Raw genomic sequence first — 17705 nt, 5'->3', positions numbered from 1 at the left:
GAAGATATGATCTCGATCAAACAGCGTGCTTTTTTCCCACGAGGAACCGCAGCCGCGTCGCCGCCGCATCCACCCAGCCGTCGAACAATTGGCGCCATTCCTCGAAGTTGCGTTTGGCCGCGAGCTTTCTCGCGCGCCTCGCGATCTGGCGTGACAGCGGGGCTCCGAGAAACGAGAACGCCCCGTAGCCGCAATCGCACAGCAAGGCATGCGCCTCCCGCAGGGACAGATTGAAAAAGGCCATGCCTTCGCCGACGCTGTCGCCCCTCAGTCCTTCCCGCCGGAATTGCTCGTCTCGATAGGCGACGGCGAGCGGCGACCGGTCGAGCCGCAGCATCAGGCGCTCCCGCCTCGGATAGCACTCCATCGTCGAGAACAGCTTGACCGATTCATGCGTAGATTCGAGCAAGCCCGCCAGACGCTCCAGACGGCGCCGACGCACGGCCCATTCCAAACCATCGGTCCCGAAAACCCGTGCCGTCCCGACAAGCTCTGCAATGGCGCGGCGTTTCATTTTCCGCCTCCCTTTTCGCGGATTTTTCCCCCAACCCGCACAACCGTCGTCGCTCTCCCGGGTTCCGAGAGCGGCAGAGGGGGCGGCGGAAATGGAAGGGCTGCGCCGCCGCTCTGAAAAGGGAGGACGGAAAATGAGCGTCGTCGACTACGTCGGGGCGGCGGCCGCCATCTGCTCGACGGCAAGCTTCGCCCCCCAGGCCTGGAAGATCATCAAGACCAGGGACACGGGGTCGATTTCCGGCAAGATGTACGCCCTGACGGTCGCCGCCTTCGCGCTGTGGTTGTCCTATGGCTTCATGCGCGGCGACTGGGCGCTCATCCTGCCCAACGCCATCTGTCTCGTCCTCGCGAGCTTCATCCTGACGATGAAGCATCTGCCCCAGCGCAAGAAGGAGGCTGTCGCCCATACGCTGGACCCGGAGAGATGAGGCCCTGCGCGCCGGCTTTCAGCGCGCGCCTATCGCCAGGCGGGCGCGAAATCCTTCAGGACGATGTCCCTAATCTGCCCGGCCCAGATGCGGTCGGTCAGGCCCGTGGGATGGCCGTCGCCCGGAATGAACAGGGGCTGGCCCGGATAGGCGGCGGGATCGATCGGCTGGACTTCGGCGACATGCAGGCCGGCCGCGCGAAGCTTCTCCATGATCCGGTCGTTGCCATAGGCCGGACCGAGCCGATAGCGTTCCGAGGAGACATTGTCGGGCAGGTACATGATCAGCGTATCGGCGCCATATTTCTGGCGGGCGAGTTCTCCGGCCCGGGCGAAAATGGCGACATAGAGATCGACGTCAGCCTCCTCGATCGGCGGCTCGCGCGACTCGAAGAAATAGTGGAACATCTCCGTCGAGCGCAGCAGCGCCCGCGCAGCGCCGAAGAGCCCGGACGCGGCCTCCGAGCAGGAGCCGCGATAAACCGGCTTCCCATCCTCGAAAACATAGCGCGGCGCATACCACTGGTTGCGCTCCTTGCAAGAGGTCCGGCCCGCGTGCCAGGGCGCCGTCAGCATGATGAAGAGACGGGGGTCCTTTTTCAGCAGCCCGTCGTGCTCGCCAATCTCCAGCGCGCGCAGGAATTGCTGCGGCCCATAGGCGGTGACGGCGAGATTGAGAACGCGGAAACGGCGGTCGGTCAGATCGGCGAACGCCTGCGGCAGCGTCTCATTGTCATTGAGGCCGGCGCCGAAAGTGATGGAATCGCCGAAAAAGGCGACGGTCGGCCCATCCGCGGCCGACTCCACCTTGCGCGTCAAATTGTCGTCGATGGTGTTGATCACGTCGTACACGACGTCGCCATTGGCCGCGATCTTCTTTTCGTGGATGGGGCCGGGCCGGGCCGGCCGCCAGCCGAGTTCGCCCACGCGCGCCCAACTTCCCCTGTCCTTGTAGGTCGTGGCGAATCCCCCGAGATGCAGCGACACGACCTCGATCAGGCCGAAGCCCAGGGTCAGCGTCGCGCAGAGCAGCGCCATGTCGCGCCAGCGTCCGCGCAGAACGGCGATGAAATAGACGAGCGTGACGAAAACGATCGCGACGATCAACAGGACGACATAGCGGGACGGCTGCACGAAATTGAGCACGCCGAAGACGGCGGCGCCGGCGAGAACGAGAGCCGCGGCTGTTTTGAGGAAGAGAGAGCGCGTCATAATCGGGCCTTGCCTATTTGGAGTCCGCGGCCTTGCTGGCCGCGCCGCCGAATTCTGCGGCCACGTAATCGCGCAGCCGCTCGCCCCATATCCGGTTGAGGAGTCCCGTCGGATGGCCGTCCCCCGGTATGATGAGCCGCTGCCCGGCGTAGGCGTTCAGGTCGATCGTCAAATCCATCACCTTCACGCCCGTTGCGCGCAGGCGCTCCATGAGCGAGTCGTTGGTGACGGACGGGCCCAGATGGTAGCGCGGGTTCGAAAGATCGTCGGGCAGATAGAGAACGACCGTCGGCACGCCATATTTCTGCTTCGCGATCTCGCCCGCCCTGCCGATGATCGCGACATAAAGGTCCATGTCCTGCGGATCGACGGGCTTCTCGCGGCTGCCGATGAAATGATCATAGGCTTCCGTCCAGCGCAGCAGCGTCGTGATCGCCCGCCTGAATGTCGACTGCCGCGAGGCGCAGGAGCCGCGATAGACCGGAACGCCGTTTTCGAGTTCGTAGCTCGGCCCGAACCAGGCGTTGTCCGCCTTGCAGGAGGTGCGGAAGGCGTGCCAGGGCGCGGTCTGAATCACGAAGAGACGCGGATTTTGCGTGAGTGCGGGATAGAGGTCGGTCTCGAGCGCGCGCAGGGCCTGCTGCGGGCCATATCCCGAGACGCCGTAATTCACCACGCGATAGGCGCCTTGGGTCAGATCGGCGAAGATTTGCGGCAGCGTGTCGCCGTCGTTGACGCCCGCGCCATAGGTGAAGGAATCGCCGAAGAAGGCCACGAGCGGGCCCGGCGGCGAATCGACCTTGCGCGTCAGATCGTCCTTGATCGTATAGGTGACGTCGAAGATCACGTCGCCATTTGCCGCCACTTTCTTCTCGTGGATGAGGCCGGGGCGAATCGGGCTGAGGCCGAGTTCGCCCTTGATCCCCCAGCTGCCTTTCTCACGAAAGGTGGTGGGCGAATTGTTCATCCGCCACAGCACGACTTCGACCGCCACGATCCCGAAGGCGAGCGACGCGCAAACCAGGGCCGCATCGCGCCAGCCACCGCGCAGCACGACGACGAGATAGCTGAACAGAAGAAAGACAAGGGTCACTTCATAGAGAACGAGATGACGGTTCGCCTCGATGAATTCATAGCCCGCCCACGCAAGCGCGGCGGCGACAATGAAGGCGCCGGAAACCTTGAGGCGACTTTTCAAATCGGACATGGAGCGTCGAACCCGGATCGCGGCCCGCCCGTGGCGGGGCCGGCGCCTGTCTGAAACCTGGCGGGAGAGCTAATTCATGGGCGCAAAAATTGCAATTCAAGCCCCGTCGACGAAAAATCGAGCGCGGCCAGAGGCTTCGCCGAAGGGCGCGGCGCCTGCGGCGAAACGCCGTGATTGACGCCGCGGCGTCCGCGCGCCACCCTCGACATCCGACAGGAGGCGCCCCGTCATGGGCTCTGTATTGGCAGCCCCTCCGATCCGCATAGGCTGGGAACATTTTCCGCACGATGCGGATCTCGGGGTCAGGGGCTTCGGCGGAACGCCGGCGCAAGCTTTCGAGCAGGCGGCCCTCGCGCTCGTCGCGGCCATCACGGACCCAGCTCTGGTCGAGCCGCGCGAGGCCATCGTGATCGAACGCGAGGCGCCGAGCCTCGATTTGCTGTTCCTCGACTGGCTCAACGCCCTCATCTACGAGATGGCCGAGCGGCGGATGATCTTCGCCGCCTTCGACATAACGATCGACCGGGGCCGGCTGAGCGCCCGCGCCCATGGCGAGAGGGTCTCGCGCGAACGTCATGCGCCGGCGCTCGAGGCCAAGGGCGCGACCTTCACCGAGCTGGCGGTGTCGGAGGATGCGCCGGGGCAGTGGCGGGCGCAATGCGTCGTCGATGTCTGACGGCCGGCGAGAAGGAAAACCCAAATGGACCTTTCCCGACTGGAAAAACTCTCGGACTCGGCCTGGCGGCTCGCCCCGACGGGGGGCATGCGCGCGCCGGCGATCATCTATGCGACGGAGGGGCTCGTCGCTGAGATGGACGACAAGGTTCTCGAACAGATCGCCAATGTGGCGAAGCTTCCTGGCGTCGTGCGCGCCGCCTACGCCATGCCCGACGCGCATTGGGGCTACGGCTTTCCCATCGGCGGCGTCGCCGCGTTCGACGCGGAGCAAGGCGGCGTCGTCTCGGCTGGGGGCGTCGGCTTCGACGTGTCCTGCGGCGTCCGCACGCATCTCACCGGGCTGACGCGCGACGAGATCCTCGCCGTGCAGGAAGAACTGGCCGCGGCGCTCTTTGAGCATGTGCCGGCGGGGCTCGGCGCCGAGGGCGATCTTCGTCTCGACGATCAGGAAATGACGGCGATGCTCTCGGGCGGCGCCCGATGGGCGGTGGAGAGAGGTTTTGGGCGCCCCGAGGATCTGGCGCGCATCGAGGAGCAGGGTCAGGCCCGGGACGCCGATCCGGCCGAGGTTTCGGAGTTCGCACGCAAGCGGCAACATCGTGAAATGGGGACGCTGGGCTCGGGCAACCACTATCTCGAGGTGCAGGAGGTCGCCGAGATTTTCGACGCCCGGATCGCGGAAGGCTTCGGCCTGAGACAGGGCGAATGCGTCGTCACCATTCATTGCGGCTCGCGCGGCCTCGGTCATCAGATCGGCACGGAATTCCTGCGCGAAATGGCGCTCGCCGCGCCGGGGCTCGGCGTCGCGCTTCCCGACCGGGAACTCGCCTGCGCGCCGATAAAGTCGGAGCTCGGGCGACGCTACCTCGGCGCCATGCGGGCGGCGATCAACTGCGCCCTCGCCAATCGCGAGATCATCGGCCATCTCACGCGGCAGATCTTCGCCCGTTTCTTCCACCACGGCGAACTCCCGCTGATGTTCGACGTCTCGCACAACACCTGCAAGGTGAGCGCCACGCGATCGACGGCGCAATCCGCAATCTCTACGTACATCGCAAGGGCGCGACGCGGGCCTTCGGCCCCGGCGACGAGAGGCTGCCCGAAGCGCTGCGGCCCTTTGGCCAGCCGGTCCTGATCGGCGGCAGCATGGGCGCCGGCTCCTATGTCTTGTCGGGCCTCGCGACGAGCGAAGAACGGGCCTTTTCTTCCGCCTGTCACGGCGCGGGCCGGCGCATGAGCCGCCACGCCGCGACGCGCATGTGGGGCGGACGGCAGATCGTCGACGATCTGCGCGCACAGGGAATCATCGTGAAAAGTCCCTCGATGCGCGGGGTCGCAGAGGAAGCGCCCGGCGCCTACAAGGATGTCGGCGCCGTCGTCGACGCTGCGGAAGCGTCCGGCCTTGCAAGAAAGGTCGCTTTCCTCAGACCGCTGATCTGCGTGAAAGGATAGCGCGCCCTACAGGCGCTCGATGGCGTCGCTCGGGACGAAGGCCGCATGATGCGCGGCGAGGCTCGCACGCGCCGCGGCGAGCGATCCGTTGCGGTCGATCGCACAGCAGGCGTCTTCGACGATGACGGCGTCGAACCCGAGCCGCGTCGCGTCCTCCGCCGAAAAACGCACACAGAAATCGAGCGCCAGCCCGGCGATGAAAACGCGCGTCATGCCGCGCTCGCGCAGATAGCCGGCAAGACCGGTCGGCGTCCTTCCGTCATTCTCGAAGAAGGCGGAATAGGAGTCGATTTCCACATGAGCTCCCTTGCGCAGGATGAGTTGCGCATGCGGGACGCACAAATCCGGATGAAAGTCTGCGCCGAATGTTCCCTGAATGCAGTGATCCGGCCAAAGAGCCTGCTCGCCATAGGGGAGTTGCATCACGTCGAACGGCTGGCGGCCTGCATGTGAAGAGGCGAAAGACACATGCCCCGGCGGATGCCAGTCCTGCGTCAGCGTCACATGCCGAAAGGCGCCCGCGAGGGCGTTGATGCGCGGGATCGCTTCGCCGGCATGCGCAATCGCCAGCGCGCCGCCGGGGCAGAAGTCGTTCTGCACATCCACGACGAGGAGCGCGTCATGCGCGCCAGCAAAGAGCGTCTGGCTCATGAAGCCTCCGGGACGCCGCCGGTGCGGCGATCGACATTGCGCGCCAGCGCCAGCAAGGGCTCGCCAATTTCGACGTCGTAAGTGGCGGCCGCGTCGAGCCGCTGCAAGGAGGCGGGAAGCCGCGCAAGATTGTCGCTGGCGCGCGCGCGGCTCTCCGCCATCGTTGGCGCGGCGGCGACGCGGCGCCCCTGCCGCATGACGGGAACGAGCAAGGGCTCGCCCGCCACGGCGTCCTGCTCCAGGGAAATCACGTCGCCGCACATGCGGCCATCGGCGCCGAAACGCCGCCAGACCTGCTTGCGTCCCGGCAGGGTCGCCTTGCCAGCCGAACGCTTGCGCTGCGCGACGCCCGCATATTCCTCGAGCTTGTAGGCGCAGTCGAGCGACGGCGCGTCGGCGGAAATCGTGAGGCTCGTGCCGATCCCAAATCCGTCGACCGGCGCGCGCGCGTCGAGGATCGTGCGAATGTCGGCGTCGTCCAAGCCGCCGCTGACGAGAATGCCCACCTCCGTCAGCCCGCCCTCGTCGAGAATCGCGCGCACGCTTTTCGACAGGGAGACGAGATCGCCGCTATCGAGCCGGACGGCCTTGATCGTCACGCCGCGCGCTTGGAGGCGCGGCGCCAGCGCAACGAGTTTGCGCGCCGCCGCCGCAGTGTCATAGGTGTCGAGCAGCAGCACGAGATCTTCCGGATGCGTCTGCGCGAAAGCCTCGAAGGCGCGGCTCTCGTCGTCGAACGCCTGGATGAAGGAATGCGCCATCGTGCCAAAGAGCGGCACGCCGAAACATTTGCCGGCGAGCACGGTCGCCGTGCCGTCATAGCCCGCAAGATAGCTCGCCCGCGCCGCCATCAGCCCGGCTTCGGCGCCATGAGCGCGGCGCAGGCCGAAATCCACGAGCCGCCGACCTTGCGCCAGCAGGACATGACGCGCCGCCTTCGAGGCGACGATCGTCTGGAAGTGCAGGATATTGATCAGCCGCGTTTCGACGAGCTGCGCCTGCGGCAACGGCGCGGTGACGCGCAGGATAGGCTCGTCGGGAAAAAAGACCGTCCCCTCCGGCATGGCGTGCACATCGCCGGTGAAGCGGAAATCGGCGAGCCGCTCGAGAACGGCCGGACCGAACATTCCCGAGCGCGCAAGCCAGGCGATGTCCTCGCTCGAAAAGGCGAGGCCTTCCAGAAAGTCGAGCGCCTGCTCGAGCCCCGCCGCCATGAGGAAGCCCCGGCCCGGCGGCAGCCTGCGCACGAAGAACTCGAAAACGGCCGTCTCGACGACGCCATGCGCCAGATAGGCGTCGATCATCTTGAGCTGGTAGAGATCGGTCAGAAGCGGGCTCGCGCGATCCATCCTCTCTCTCTCCGGTTTCAAGATGGTAACGCGCGAAGCTCTGATCCTGCGCGCTCAGCCCGCGAGAGCGGCCGCGGCCTCCTCGACGCCCGGATGCGCGCCGAGCATGGCGTCGAAGCCGCTCACCGCCATCACTTCGCTCACGCTCCCGCGCAGGCCGCACAGCGTCAACGCGCCGCCGAGGGATTTCGCTTTCTTCGCGGCGATGAGGAGCGCTCTCAGTCCGGCGGAGCTGACGTAATCCACCTCTGACAAGTCGATCACGATCTTGTGCGGACCCTTTTCGAGCAGGGCCGCGCATTGCGTCTCGAAGGACGCCGCTGTGCCGCTGTCGATGCGGCTCTTCGGCCTGACCACGAGCAGGCCGTTCGAAACCTCATGGCTCAGATCCATTTTGTCTTTTCCCCGGTGACGGTTATGTAACCGCCGCATATTATTGCGAAGCCGCCGTAGCTTTAGACCCTCTTCCCGCCCGCCGTCCAGCGGAAGAGGCTTCTTCGAGGAGCCGACATGAGCTTGACCGTTGATCGCCCTGCGTCGTCGACGCAGATCAGTCTGATCGAGGAATTTCTGCTCCTGACCCTCGAAGACAGCGGCGGCGAATTCGACAGCGTGCCGGAGATCTATCTCAATTGCGGCATCGCCGGCGCGGCCCTCATGGATCTCGCGCTGCGCGGACGCATCGACGCGGACCTCGGCGGCGTCTTCGCCGTGGACGCCACGCCCACGGGCGACGCCTCCCTCGATCTCGCGCTGGCCGAAATCGTCGCCGAACAGCGGCGTCTCGGCGCGCAGGAATGGATCACGCGCCTCTCGCGCCACGCGCCCGCCATGCGCAAGGCGGCGCTTTCCGCGCTCTGCGCGCGCGGCATTCTGCGCCAGAGCCATCACGCCTTCCTCTGGGTGCTCAAGGAGCGCCGCTATCCGGTGGTCGAGGGTCAGGAACGGCCGGAGGCAAAAAAGCGCATCCTCGCCCTGCTCTACAACGACGACATTCCATCGCCCGCCGATGTCGCGCTGACCTCTCTCGCCGACGCGTCTTTCGTCTTCGAGCGCATCCTGACGCCGAAAGAGCTCGAACGGGTCAAGCCGCGCATCCGCCAGATTGCGCGCATGGACCTGATCGGCGGCGAGATCGCGCGCACGGCGCATGAGGTCAATCTGGAGACGCGCGCCGCCGAACGGCGCACGGTCATCGCGGGCCTCGCCGGCAATGTGATGGAATGGTACGATTTCGGCGTCTATGGCTTCTTCGCCGCCGCCATCGGCACGCAATTCTTCCCGTCGCACGATCCCTCGACGTCGCTCATCGCCTCTTTCGGCGTCTTCGCCGTCGGCTTCATCGCGCGTCCGCTCGGCGGGCTGCTCTTCGGACATATCGGCGACCGTCTCGGCCGGCGCGCGGCCGTCGTCAGCTCCGTCATATTGATGATCATTCCGACGCTGCTGATGGCGTTGTTGCCGACCTATCAGCAGATCGGCATCGCGGCCCCTGCCCTGCTGATCCTCCTGCGCCTCGCGCAGGGCCTTGCGGTCGGCGGCGAATATACGACCTCCATGGTGCTGCTCGTCGAAGAGGCGCAGGCGCGCCGGCGCGGCCTCGTCGGCAGCTTCGCCCCCTTCGGCGCGCTGGGCGGTCTCCTTCTCGGCTCGGCCGTGGGCGCGACGCTGATGGCGTTTCTGCCCCAGCAGGCGGCCGCAAGCTGGGGATGGCGCCTCGCCTTCTTCACGGGCCTGCTCATCGGCCTCGTGGTCTTCGTCATCCGCCGCCGCCTGCCGCCCGATCAGGCGATCGTCCAGACCGAAGAGGCGCGCAAATCGCCGCTCTCGGACGCATTCCGCACGCAGTGGCGCACGATCTTGAAGGTCGTGGGCTTCACGCTCGGCAATGGCGTCGGTTTTTATCTCTGCTTCGTCTATGTCTCGACCTGGCTGAAGGAGCAGCATCACCTTTCCGCCTCGATGGCGCTGACGATCAACAGCATCGCGCTCTTTCTCATGCTGATCATCACGCCGCTCGCCGGCGCGTTATCCGACAGGATCGGGCGCAAGCCCGTGCTGATGATCGGCGCGGCGGGGCTCGCGCTGTTCGCCTGGCCGATTTTCCGGCTCATGAGCGTCCCGCATGTCGGGGCCATGCTCGCCGGCCAATGCGCCTTCGCGCTGTTCATGTCCTGCTACGGCGCGAGCCCGGCCTTTCTGGTCGAAGCCTTCCCCAAACATGTGAGATGCTCGGGCCTCTCCATCGGCTATAATCTCGCGCTTTCGGTCTTCGGCGGAACGGTTCCGATGGTGGCGGTCTTTCTCATCAAGGTCACCGGCTACGCCCTCGCCCCCGCCTTTTACCTGACGCTCGCCGCGCTGATCTCCCTCGCCATGGCGATCCTCATCGGCGCTGACGCGGAAGCCGAGGACGCGTCTTGACGCGGAGGGCGTCGGAACGGTTCAGCCTCGCCGCCGCCGACATTCAGACGGCGGTCGCCTGGATCGCCGCGCAAGCCGACGCGCTCGGCGCGACGCAACGACAATCCTTCGGCGCGCAGCTCTGCGCCGAGGAGATTCTCGTCAACGCGATCCGGCATGGAGGGCGCTCCCGCTTGACGCTCTCCGTTATGCTCGAATCCCTTCCGGATCGCCTCCGGCTGACACTCGAAGACGATGGCGCGGCCTTCGATCTCGCCGCGGCGCCTGAGAGACGAACCGACGCGTCGCTCGATGAGTCCCGACCGGGCGGCTGGGGCCTCTCGCTTGTCCGGCGCTTCGCGGCGCGCATCGACTACCGCCGCACGGAGAGCGGTAACTGGCTCATCCTCGACTTCAGCCGCGAGAGCGACCCATGACCGGCCCCGACAGGAATCCGTCTGAAGGCGCGACACGCGAAGCGATCACAAAGCTTCTTGGATCCGCGCGCGAGATCGACCTGCAACAAGGCGAGACGCTGGTTCGACAGGGCGAACCAAGCGATTCCGCCTTCTTCCTCGACGACGGCGCCGTCGAGGTCTATGCCGAGACCGCCTATGGCGCGGCGCCCCTCGCCACTTTGCACGCGCCCCGCCTCATCGGCGAGATCGGCGCCTTTGCCGGACTGCCGCGCACGGCGAGCATCGCGGCGGCGACGCCCGCGCGCCTGTACGAGATCGATCGCGCGGAACTGCTCGCGCTCGGGCGCCAGTCGCCGGACCTCCTCCTCGGGGCGCTGGAGCAACTCGGCCGACAAATCGCCGCCGTGAACGAGGCGCTGGCGCTTTACGCCAACGCGCTCGCCGCGCTCGAAAAGCGTCAGTTCGACAGCCGCATTCTCGAAGACCTCGACCATCCGCCGCCGGCGCTCGCGGCTTTCGCGGCGGCCTTCCGCCGCTTTGCGGGCGAGATCGTCCACAAGCGGCGCCGCGAGGACGAGATGGCGAGCGCGGCGCTCATCCAGCAGTCGCTCCTGCCCAAGGACGCCGCGCTGAATCGCCTGCGTCAGGATGTCGAAATCGCCGCGCGCATGCGCCCGGCGCGCGAGGTCGGCGGCGATTTCTACGATTTCTTCCTGATCGACGACGACAGGCTGGCCATCGCAATCGGCGATGTGTGCGGAAAAGGAACGCCCGCAAGCCTTTTCGCCTCGGTCGCCGTCACGCTTCTCAGAACGCTCGGCCGCGAGGGGCGGGACGTCGAGGCGGCGCTGCATCGCGCCAATGTCCAGCTCTGCGAGGAGAACGACGCGACGATGTTCGCCACGGTCTTTTTCGGCGTGCTGAACCTGCGCGACGGCGACATGCGCTACGCCAATTGCGGGCATGTCCCGCCGGTTCTGCTGTCGGCGGATGGAACGCTCACGCGACTGAAATCGACGGGGGCGCCTCTCGGCATCGACGCGGGCTGCGCCATAAGGGGCGCATCGCTGCGGATGAAGCCGAACGACAAGCTCGTTCTGGTCACGGACGGCGTCACCGAAGCGATGAACGTCGCCAAAGAGGAATATGGCGACGCCCGCTTCGTTCAGACGGTCGAAGCCGCAGCCCAGGCGCCGCCTTCCGAACTTCTGACGGCGCTCTTCGCTTCTGTCGACGCCTTTGCCGGAGAGGAGGAGCAGGCCGACGACATCGGCTGTCTGGCGATCGAGCGAAAGGGCGGCCAGTAAGCTTTTACTTGCCCCCCATCACGCCCAGCTCTTTGACCTGCTCCGCCAGAATGCGTCCCATGACCTCGTTGCCGCGCTCCGAGAGATGCGCGCCATCGGCGCCGAAGAGGTCGCTTTCGCCACGCATCTTCGCCTCGACGAGATAATCGGACGGCGCCGTAATCGGCGTGAAGCCAGCGTCCTTCGCGGCGTCGACCCAGATGCGGTTGAAGGAGGACTGTTCAATGGGACAATCGACCAGCACAGCCGGAATCGCATCGAAATCCTTGCGGATTTTGGCGAGAAGAAAGCGCGTCAGATCGATCGCCTCGGGATCGTAGGTCGTGGCTCTCACCTCTTTCAGATAGGCGTCCTTGTCCTTCTGCGAGATCATGAGATAGCCGCCGTAATGGTTGGACAGGGAAACCTGCAAGGCTCTGTCGAAGAGCCCGAAGAGCGAGGAGCGAAAGAGCATCGAGCGATAAAGCCGCGCCAGCGTCCCCTCGTGGAAAATGACCGTCTGCCGATCCTTGGCGAGATAGGGCCTGAGCATCCACTGGTTCAACACGACGGATTTATGTTCGAGCTCGAAACTGTTGTTGGCGAAATCATTGTCGCAGAACTGATGCACGAGGAGGGTCGGCGTGTAGAACGCCTTGACCTCCTCCGCCAGCATGAGGCTTTGCAGCGTGCCGTAGCCCCCCGACGCCGCCGCGACGACGTAAAAATCCTCCTGCGGCCGGTTGGTCAGCGCGGCGAGACGACGGACAAAGGCCGCGTACCACATCTGATCGTCGGAAGCGTAAGGCTCTCCCGTATAGGAGTCCCCCAGGACGAGGATTTTCACCGGGGCGTCGCGGTTCGCGCCGAAGGTGCGCGCGCCGTGGGCGTCGGTCGTGAGCGTCACGTCAAATTTTCGGCCGCTCAACGCGGTTTTTTCCCTGTGATAGACGAGGTTCTTTTTCAGTCGCCAGCCGAGCTTCGGATCGAGCTCGTTCACTCCGGTCGGCGAAAGACGCGAGATCGCCGCATCCAGGCCGACGACGGCGGCGCCGAACAAGGCCGCGCTGAAAATGAAGGCCGCGATCTTCACGCCCGGCGAAGTAGTTTTCTGCATCTTGACCTTGTCCCCAGGCGCCATCCGCGCCGCGCGGGACAGCTTTTTGAAATCGGCCGGAAACTGCCCCAATTCAGCAACGCGGACAAGTCCAAGCCCAGGCCGGGCCCTTCGATGGAAAGACCTTGCCGCGCCCGGCGCTATTTAGCTTTCATAAAGCAGACAGACCTCCAGCCGGAAAGGACCGGATATGGGCGCCTCGCGTTACCACAAATCGAAAATCGGCGGGCGTGAGCTGCAGGCGGAAACGCTGATGCTCAGCTATGGCTATGACCCGAGCCTTTCGGAGGGGTCCGTCAAGCCGCCGGTTTTCCTCACCTCGACATTCGTGTTCAAGACCGCCGAGCAGGGCCGCGACTTCTTCGATTACATGGCCGGACGGCAGCCAATGCCCGTCGATGCGCCGCCGGGGCTCGTCTATTCGCGCTTCAACCATCCCAATCTCGAGATCGTCGAGGATCGCCTCGCCATTCACGAGAAGGCCGAGGCCGGGCTCGTCTTCGCATCCGGCATGGCGGCGATCGCCACGACAATGCTCGCTTATGTGCGGCCGGGCGAAATGGTGCTGCACAGCCGGCCGCTTTACGGCGGCACCGAGGTTCTGATCGACAAGACGCTTGCGCCGCTCGGCGTCAAAGGCGTCGGCTTCACCAATGGACTCGATGCCGAAAACATCCGCGCCGCCGCCGCGCGCGCAGGCGACGAAGGCCGCATCGCGATGATTTTCATCGAGACGCCGTCCAACCCGATGAACAGCCTCGTCGACATCGCCCTCGTGCGGCGCATCGCCGAAGAAATCGGCGCGCGCCAGGGAGCGCGGCCCATCGTCTGCTGCGACAATACGCTGCTCGGACCCGTCTTTCAGTCGCCGCTCGCCCATGGCGCCGATCTGTCGCTCTATTCGCTCACGAAATATGTCGGCGGCCACAGCGACTTGATCGGCGGCGCCATCCTCGGCTCGGCGGCCGACCTCAAACCCGTGCGCACCATGCGCAGCGCGATCGGCACGCAACTCGATCCGCATTCCTGCTGGATGCTCACGCGCTCGCTCGAGACGCTGTCTCTGCGCATGGAGAGGGCCGCGAGCAATGCGGCGATCGTGGCGCGGTTCCTGTCGGAACATCCGAAGGTCGCCAGCGTACATTACCCGCCGCTGCTTGCGAACGACCATCCCGCCCGCCAGCTGATGGCGCGCCAATCGCGGTCCGCGGGATCGACCTTCTCCTTCGAGGTCGTGGGCGGACAGGCGGAAGCCTTCGACTTCCTCAACCGGCTGCAAATCTTCAAGCTTGCGGTCAGCCTCGGCGGCACCGAATCCCTCATCTGCCATCCGACGACGACGGTGCATTCGGGCCTCAGCGAAGAGGCGCGGCGCGAAATCGGCATTACCCCGGCGCTCGTACGCATGTCGATCGGCATCGAACATCCCGACGATCTTGTCGCCGACATTGCGCAGGCGTTCGGATGAGGTTCGTCCGGATTGCGCCCCACTGGAAAGAAACTCGGATCTGACCGATGATGCGCTCGCAAGGGCGACCGCGCGGGGGGACTCGAGTGGGCGAAGAGCAAGAACATGCGTCTCGGGCGCGGATGGGAAAAGTCGTCGCGGTGCGCGGCGCCGTCCTCGACGTGGCCTTCCCCGCCCACGCCCTGCCGGCGATCGACGAGGCGCTTCTGATCGAGCGGGACGACGGCGAGACGATCCTTGCGGAGGTGCAGGCTCATGTCGATCCGCATGTGGCGCGCGCCATCGCCTTGCGCTCGACCATTGGTCTGCGGCGCGGGACGCAGGCCGTCGCGACAGGCGCGCCGATTGAGACGCCGGTCGGCGACGCCGTGCTCGGGCGGCTGATCGACCTTGCCGGAAACATCGGCGACAATGGCCCGCCGCTGCCAGGGGACGCGCCGCGTCGCCCCATCCACCGCGCGCCGCCGCCGCTTTCGCAGCAAAGCGGCCGCGCCGAAATCTTCGAAACAGGCGTGAAGGCGATCGATCTGCTCACGCCGCTCGCGCTCGGCGGCAAGGCCGCCATGTTCGGCGGCGCCGGCGTCGGCAAGACGGTTCTGGTGATGGAGCTCATTCACGCCATGGCGTCGCGCTACAAGGGCCTTTCGGTCTTCGCGGGCGTCGGCGAGCGCTCGCGCGAGGGGCACGAAATGCTGCTCGACATGCGCCGCTACGGCGTGCTCGACAGAAGCGTGCTCGTCTATGGGCAAATGAACGAGCCGCCCGGCGCCCGCTGGCGCGCGCCGCTCACGGCTCTGACCATCGCCGAATATTTCCGCGACGAGAAACGGCAGAACGTTCTGCTCCTGATGGACAATGTCTTTCGCTTCGTTCAGGCGGGCGCGGAAGTCTCGGGGCTTCTCGGGCGCATGCCCTCGCGCGTCGGTTATCAGCCGACGCTCGCGAGCGAGGTCGCTGCCTTGCAGGAGCGCATCGCCTCGGTCGGCGGCGCGTCGGTGACGGCGATCGAAGCGGTCTATGTGCCGGCCGACGATTTCACCGATCCGGCGGTGACGACCATCGCCGCGCATGTCGACAGCATGGTGGTGCTCTCCCGCCAGATGGCGGCGGAGGGCATGTATCCGGCGATCGACCCCATTCAATCGTCGTCCGTCCTGCTCGACCCGCTGGTCGTCGGGCCGGACCACGCCGAGGTCGCGACGGAGTCGCGCCGCGTCATCGAACATTATCGCGAGTTGCAGGATGTGATCGCGCTGCTCGGCGTCGAGGAGCTTGCCGCCGAGGACCGGCTGCTCGTCGGCCGCGCGCGGCGGCTGCAACGCTTTCTCACGCAGCCCTTCGTCGTCACCGAGAGTTTCACGGGCATCGGCGGCCGCTCGGTGGCCGTGGCGGACACGATCGCAGGATGCCGCGCCATTCTTTCCGGCGCCTGCGACGAGTGGCTCGAAAGCTCCTTTTACATGGTCGGCGGTCTCGACGAGGCGCGCGCCAAGGAGGACGCGGCGCGCGCCCGCGCCGGCGCCGCGCAAAACCGATGACAGGAGCGGGTCGATGAGCCAGGGATTGAGGCTGATCATCTCGACGCCCACGGCGCTCCTCGTCGATATCGCCGACGCAACATCGGTTCGCGCCGAGGACGCCAGCGGCGGCTTCGGCGTTCTGCCGGGCCATGCCGAATTCGTTACGGCCCTCTCGGATCACGTGCTGAGGTGGCGCGGCGCGGACGACCGACAGCATTATTGCGCGGTGCGCGGCGGCGTCATGACGGTGCGCGGCGGCGCGACGGTGCGAGTCGCCTGCCGGCATGGCGTGCTGGGCGACGATCTCGCCAAGCTCGAGGCCGAGGTGCGCGCCGCGGCCGCCGCCCGCGCGGCCGGCGAAAGCCGCGCCCGCGTCGAGCAGACGCGCCTGCACGCCTATGCGGTGCGCCAGCTCGTGCGCTACCTTCGTCCCGCCGGCCTCTCGGAATCGATCCTGATGAGCGACGGCGAGGGAGACGCCGAATGACGCGGCGGGAAACGCAAGCGGGAGAGCGGCTCGCCGAGGCCGCGCGCAAGGCCGCGGCGCGCGCACGCGAGGGGGATCGCGACCCGGAACCCTCGCTCGGGCGGCGGCTCGGACAGATCGGCGTGCTCGGATGGACCATCGTCATCCCGGCGCTGCTTGGCCTCGCCGCCGGCCGCTGGCTCGACAAGACGATGCATTCCGGGGTCTTCTTCTCGGCGCCGCTCGTCATGCTCGGCGCGACGCTCGGCCTGTGGCTCGCGTGGAAATGGATGTCCCGCCAATGACCCTGTCGACCTTTCCGTCCCTCGCGCTGCAATTTTCCGCCGGCGCCCTCGCGGGGGCGCTGCTCGGCTACGCCTATTTCACGGCGCTCTGGTGGAATGTCGCGTTGATCGACAAGGGCTCGGCGGCGACCGCCCTGATTCTTTTCCTGACGCGCTTCGCGCTGCTCGCCGGCGCCTTTTTCGGCCTCGCCAAATTTGGCGCCCTCGCTCTCCTTGCGGGCGCGGCGGGACTGCTCGTGGCGAGGCGCGTGGCGCTGCGCCGTCTGGGGGGCGCGCCATGATCCGCTCGCCGCTTCACGTCGGCACGGCTTTCCATCTTGGCCCCATCCCCATCTCGACGCCCGTCGCGACGAGCTGGGGGATCATGGGCTTTCTCGTTATCGCGAGCCTCCTCGCGACGCGACGCCTCGCGCTCAGGCCGGGCGCCATGCAGGCGGCGGCCGAGCTTGTCGTCGACATGCTCGATTCGCTCGCGCGCGACACGATGCGCGTCGATCCGGCGCCCTATCGCGCGCTCTTTGGCGGGATTTTCCTCTTCATCCTCTTCGCCAACTGGTCGGCGCTCATCCCCGGCGTCGAGCCGCCGACGGCGCGGCTCGAAACCGACGCCGCCCTCGCGCTCGTCGTCTTCGCGGCGACGATCTACCACGGACTCAGAACCCAGGGGCCGCTCGGCTATCTCAAGACTTTCGCCGAGCCGAGCCTCTTCATGGCTCCGCTCAATCTCGTGGAGCAGATCACGCGCACCTTTTCCCTGATCGTGCGCCTCTTCGGCAATGTCATGAGCGGCGTCTTCGTCGTGGGCATCGTGCTGTCGCTCGCGGGGCTTCTCGTGCCCATTCCGCTGATGGCGCTCGATCTGCTGACGGGGGCGGTGCAGGCCTATATCTTTACGGTTTTGGCGATGGTTTTCACGGCGGCGGCCATTGCGCCCGACGAGGCGGCCAGGCCCGAGAATGCGTCTGCGGGAGCGGGACATGGACCAGATTGAGAATATCAGCGTGCTCGCGGCGGCCATCGCGGTTTCCTTCGGCGCCATCGGGCCGGCGCTGGCGGAAGGGCGCGCAGTGGCGGCGGCGATGGAGGCGATTGGGCGTCAGCCCGAGGCGGCGGGCGTTTTGTCGCGCACGCTGTTCGTCGGCCTCGCGATGATCGAGACCATGGCGATCTATTGCCTCGTCGTCGCGCTGCTGCTGCTCTTTGCCAATCCCTTCGTGAAATAGGCGCGC

General features: G+C 66.2%; 19 protein-coding genes and 1 pseudogene. 13 read left to right on the top strand and 7 right to left on the bottom strand.

What is annotated here, in order from left to right:
* Positions 1 to 16: 16 nt before the first annotated feature.
* Positions 17 to 514, bottom strand: coding sequence for a hypothetical protein (locus tag WOC76_RS08450; protein ID WP_341107617.1), 498 nt, complete (start codon positions 512 to 514; stop codon positions 17 to 19).
* 133 nt (positions 515 to 647) lie between these two features.
* Here WOC76_RS08450 and WOC76_RS08445 point away from each other — a divergent pair, with 133 nt between their 5' ends.
* Complete coding sequence (locus WOC76_RS08445; RefSeq protein ID WP_341431372.1) at positions 648 to 944, top strand: SemiSWEET family sugar transporter; 297 nt, start codon at positions 648 to 650, stop codon at positions 942 to 944.
* 29 nt (positions 945 to 973) lie between these two features.
* On the opposite strand, the gene WOC76_RS08440 is transcribed toward WOC76_RS08445, so the two are convergent.
* Together WOC76_RS08440 and WOC76_RS08435 are read right to left on the bottom strand one after the other, a co-directional pair.
* The gene (locus WOC76_RS08440) at positions 974 to 2155 is read right to left on the bottom strand and encodes a hypothetical protein (protein ID WP_341107621.1); all 1182 of its coding nucleotides are present in this window, start codon (positions 2153 to 2155) and stop codon (positions 974 to 976) included.
* Between the two features lie 13 nt (positions 2156 to 2168).
* Positions 2169 to 3362: an SGNH/GDSL hydrolase family protein gene (locus tag WOC76_RS08435; protein WP_341107624.1), complete on the bottom strand. Its 1194-nt coding sequence runs from the start codon at positions 3360 to 3362 to the stop codon at positions 2169 to 2171.
* Positions 3363 to 3591: 229 nt separating this feature from the next.
* On the opposite strand from WOC76_RS08435, the gene WOC76_RS08430 reads away from it, so the two are divergent.
* Complete coding sequence (locus tag WOC76_RS08430) at positions 3592 to 4038, top strand: archease (RefSeq protein WP_341107626.1); 447 nt, start codon at positions 3592 to 3594, stop codon at positions 4036 to 4038.
* Between the two features lie 24 nt (positions 4039 to 4062).
* Positions 4063 to 5492 (top strand): annotated as a pseudogene (locus tag WOC76_RS08425) (RtcB family protein).
* A 6-nt stretch (positions 5493 to 5498) separates the two neighbouring features.
* On the opposite strand, the gene pncA reads toward WOC76_RS08425, so the two are convergent.
* The 3 genes from pncA to WOC76_RS08405 are packed head-to-tail and all read right to left on the bottom strand — an operon-like array spanning position 5499 to position 7885.
* On the bottom strand, positions 5499 to 6143 hold the full coding sequence (gene pncA, locus WOC76_RS08415; RefSeq protein WP_341107628.1) for a bifunctional nicotinamidase/pyrazinamidase: 645 nt from the start codon (positions 6141 to 6143) through the stop codon (positions 5499 to 5501).
* Positions 6140 to 7492, bottom strand: coding sequence for a nicotinate phosphoribosyltransferase (locus WOC76_RS08410; RefSeq protein ID WP_341107630.1), 1353 nt, complete (start codon positions 7490 to 7492; stop codon positions 6140 to 6142). Before WOC76_RS08410 ends, pncA begins: the two co-directional genes overlap by 4 nt.
* A gap of 54 nt (positions 7493 to 7546) precedes the next feature.
* Complete coding sequence (locus tag WOC76_RS08405; protein ID WP_341107632.1) at positions 7547 to 7885, bottom strand: STAS domain-containing protein; 339 nt, start codon at positions 7883 to 7885, stop codon at positions 7547 to 7549.
* A gap of 117 nt (positions 7886 to 8002) precedes the next feature.
* On the opposite strand from WOC76_RS08405, the gene WOC76_RS08400 reads away from it, so the two are divergent.
* Genes WOC76_RS08400 through WOC76_RS08390 form a run of 3 tightly spaced genes read left to right on the top strand, consistent with a single transcriptional unit; the run spans position 8003 to position 11621 of the window.
* Positions 8003 to 9916, top strand: coding sequence for an MFS transporter (locus WOC76_RS08400; protein ID WP_341431370.1), 1914 nt, complete (start codon positions 8003 to 8005; stop codon positions 9914 to 9916).
* Positions 9913 to 10332 carry an ATP-binding protein gene (locus tag WOC76_RS08395; RefSeq protein WP_341107636.1) on the top strand — a complete coding sequence of 140 codons (420 nt, stop codon included), beginning with the start codon at positions 9913 to 9915 and terminating at the stop codon, positions 10330 to 10332. Before WOC76_RS08400 ends, WOC76_RS08395 begins: the two co-directional genes overlap by 4 nt.
* The gene (locus WOC76_RS08390; RefSeq protein ID WP_341107638.1) at positions 10329 to 11621 is read left to right on the top strand and encodes a PP2C family protein-serine/threonine phosphatase; all 1293 of its coding nucleotides are present in this window, start codon (positions 10329 to 10331) and stop codon (positions 11619 to 11621) included. Before WOC76_RS08395 ends, WOC76_RS08390 begins: the two co-directional genes overlap by 4 nt.
* A gap of 4 nt (positions 11622 to 11625) precedes the next feature.
* Here the strand turns inward: WOC76_RS08390 and WOC76_RS08385 are convergent, their stop codons facing one another.
* Positions 11626 to 12717: an SGNH/GDSL hydrolase family protein gene (locus WOC76_RS08385; protein WP_341107639.1), complete on the bottom strand. Its 1092-nt coding sequence runs from the start codon at positions 12715 to 12717 to the stop codon at positions 11626 to 11628.
* Positions 12718 to 12907: 190 nt separating this feature from the next.
* On the opposite strand from WOC76_RS08385, the gene WOC76_RS08380 reads away from it, so the two are divergent.
* From WOC76_RS08380 to WOC76_RS08350, 7 genes are all read left to right on the top strand, one after another.
* On the top strand, positions 12908 to 14185 hold the full coding sequence (locus WOC76_RS08380) for a cystathionine gamma-synthase family protein (RefSeq protein ID WP_341107641.1): 1278 nt from the start codon (positions 12908 to 12910) through the stop codon (positions 14183 to 14185).
* 122 nt (positions 14186 to 14307) lie between these two features.
* Entirely contained in the window at positions 14308 to 15723 is a 1416-nt protein-coding gene (gene atpD / locus WOC76_RS08375; protein WP_341108816.1) for a F0F1 ATP synthase subunit beta, read from the top strand.
* Positions 15724 to 15736: 13 nt separating this feature from the next.
* On the top strand, positions 15737 to 16192 hold the full coding sequence (locus WOC76_RS08370; protein WP_341107642.1) for a F0F1 ATP synthase subunit epsilon: 456 nt from the start codon (positions 15737 to 15739) through the stop codon (positions 16190 to 16192).
* Positions 16189 to 16476, top strand: a complete 288-nt coding sequence (locus tag WOC76_RS08365; RefSeq protein ID WP_341107643.1) for an AtpZ/AtpI family protein — start codon at positions 16189 to 16191, stop codon at positions 16474 to 16476. Before WOC76_RS08370 ends, WOC76_RS08365 begins: the two co-directional genes overlap by 4 nt.
* Positions 16473 to 16757, top strand: coding sequence for an N-ATPase subunit AtpR (locus WOC76_RS08360; RefSeq protein ID WP_341431369.1), 285 nt, complete (start codon positions 16473 to 16475; stop codon positions 16755 to 16757). Before WOC76_RS08365 ends, WOC76_RS08360 begins: the two co-directional genes overlap by 4 nt.
* Positions 16754 to 17467 (top strand): F0F1 ATP synthase subunit A, encoded by a 714-nt coding sequence (locus tag WOC76_RS08355; RefSeq protein ID WP_341387956.1) that lies wholly within the window; start codon positions 16754 to 16756, stop codon positions 17465 to 17467. The genes WOC76_RS08360 and WOC76_RS08355 overlap by 4 nt, the downstream gene beginning before the upstream one ends.
* Positions 17454 to 17699, top strand: coding sequence for a F0F1 ATP synthase subunit C (locus tag WOC76_RS08350; protein WP_341107644.1), 246 nt, complete (start codon positions 17454 to 17456; stop codon positions 17697 to 17699). Before WOC76_RS08355 ends, WOC76_RS08350 begins: the two co-directional genes overlap by 14 nt.
* The last annotated feature ends 6 nt before the right edge of the window (positions 17700 to 17705 follow it).

The organism is Methylocystis sp. IM3 (assembly GCF_038070105.1).
In the GTDB taxonomy this organism is placed as follows: domain Bacteria; phylum Pseudomonadota; class Alphaproteobacteria; order Rhizobiales; family Beijerinckiaceae; genus Methylocystis.
Note: the sequence above shows the minus strand (reverse complement) of the source record. Positions and strands in the feature narration are given on the sequence as shown.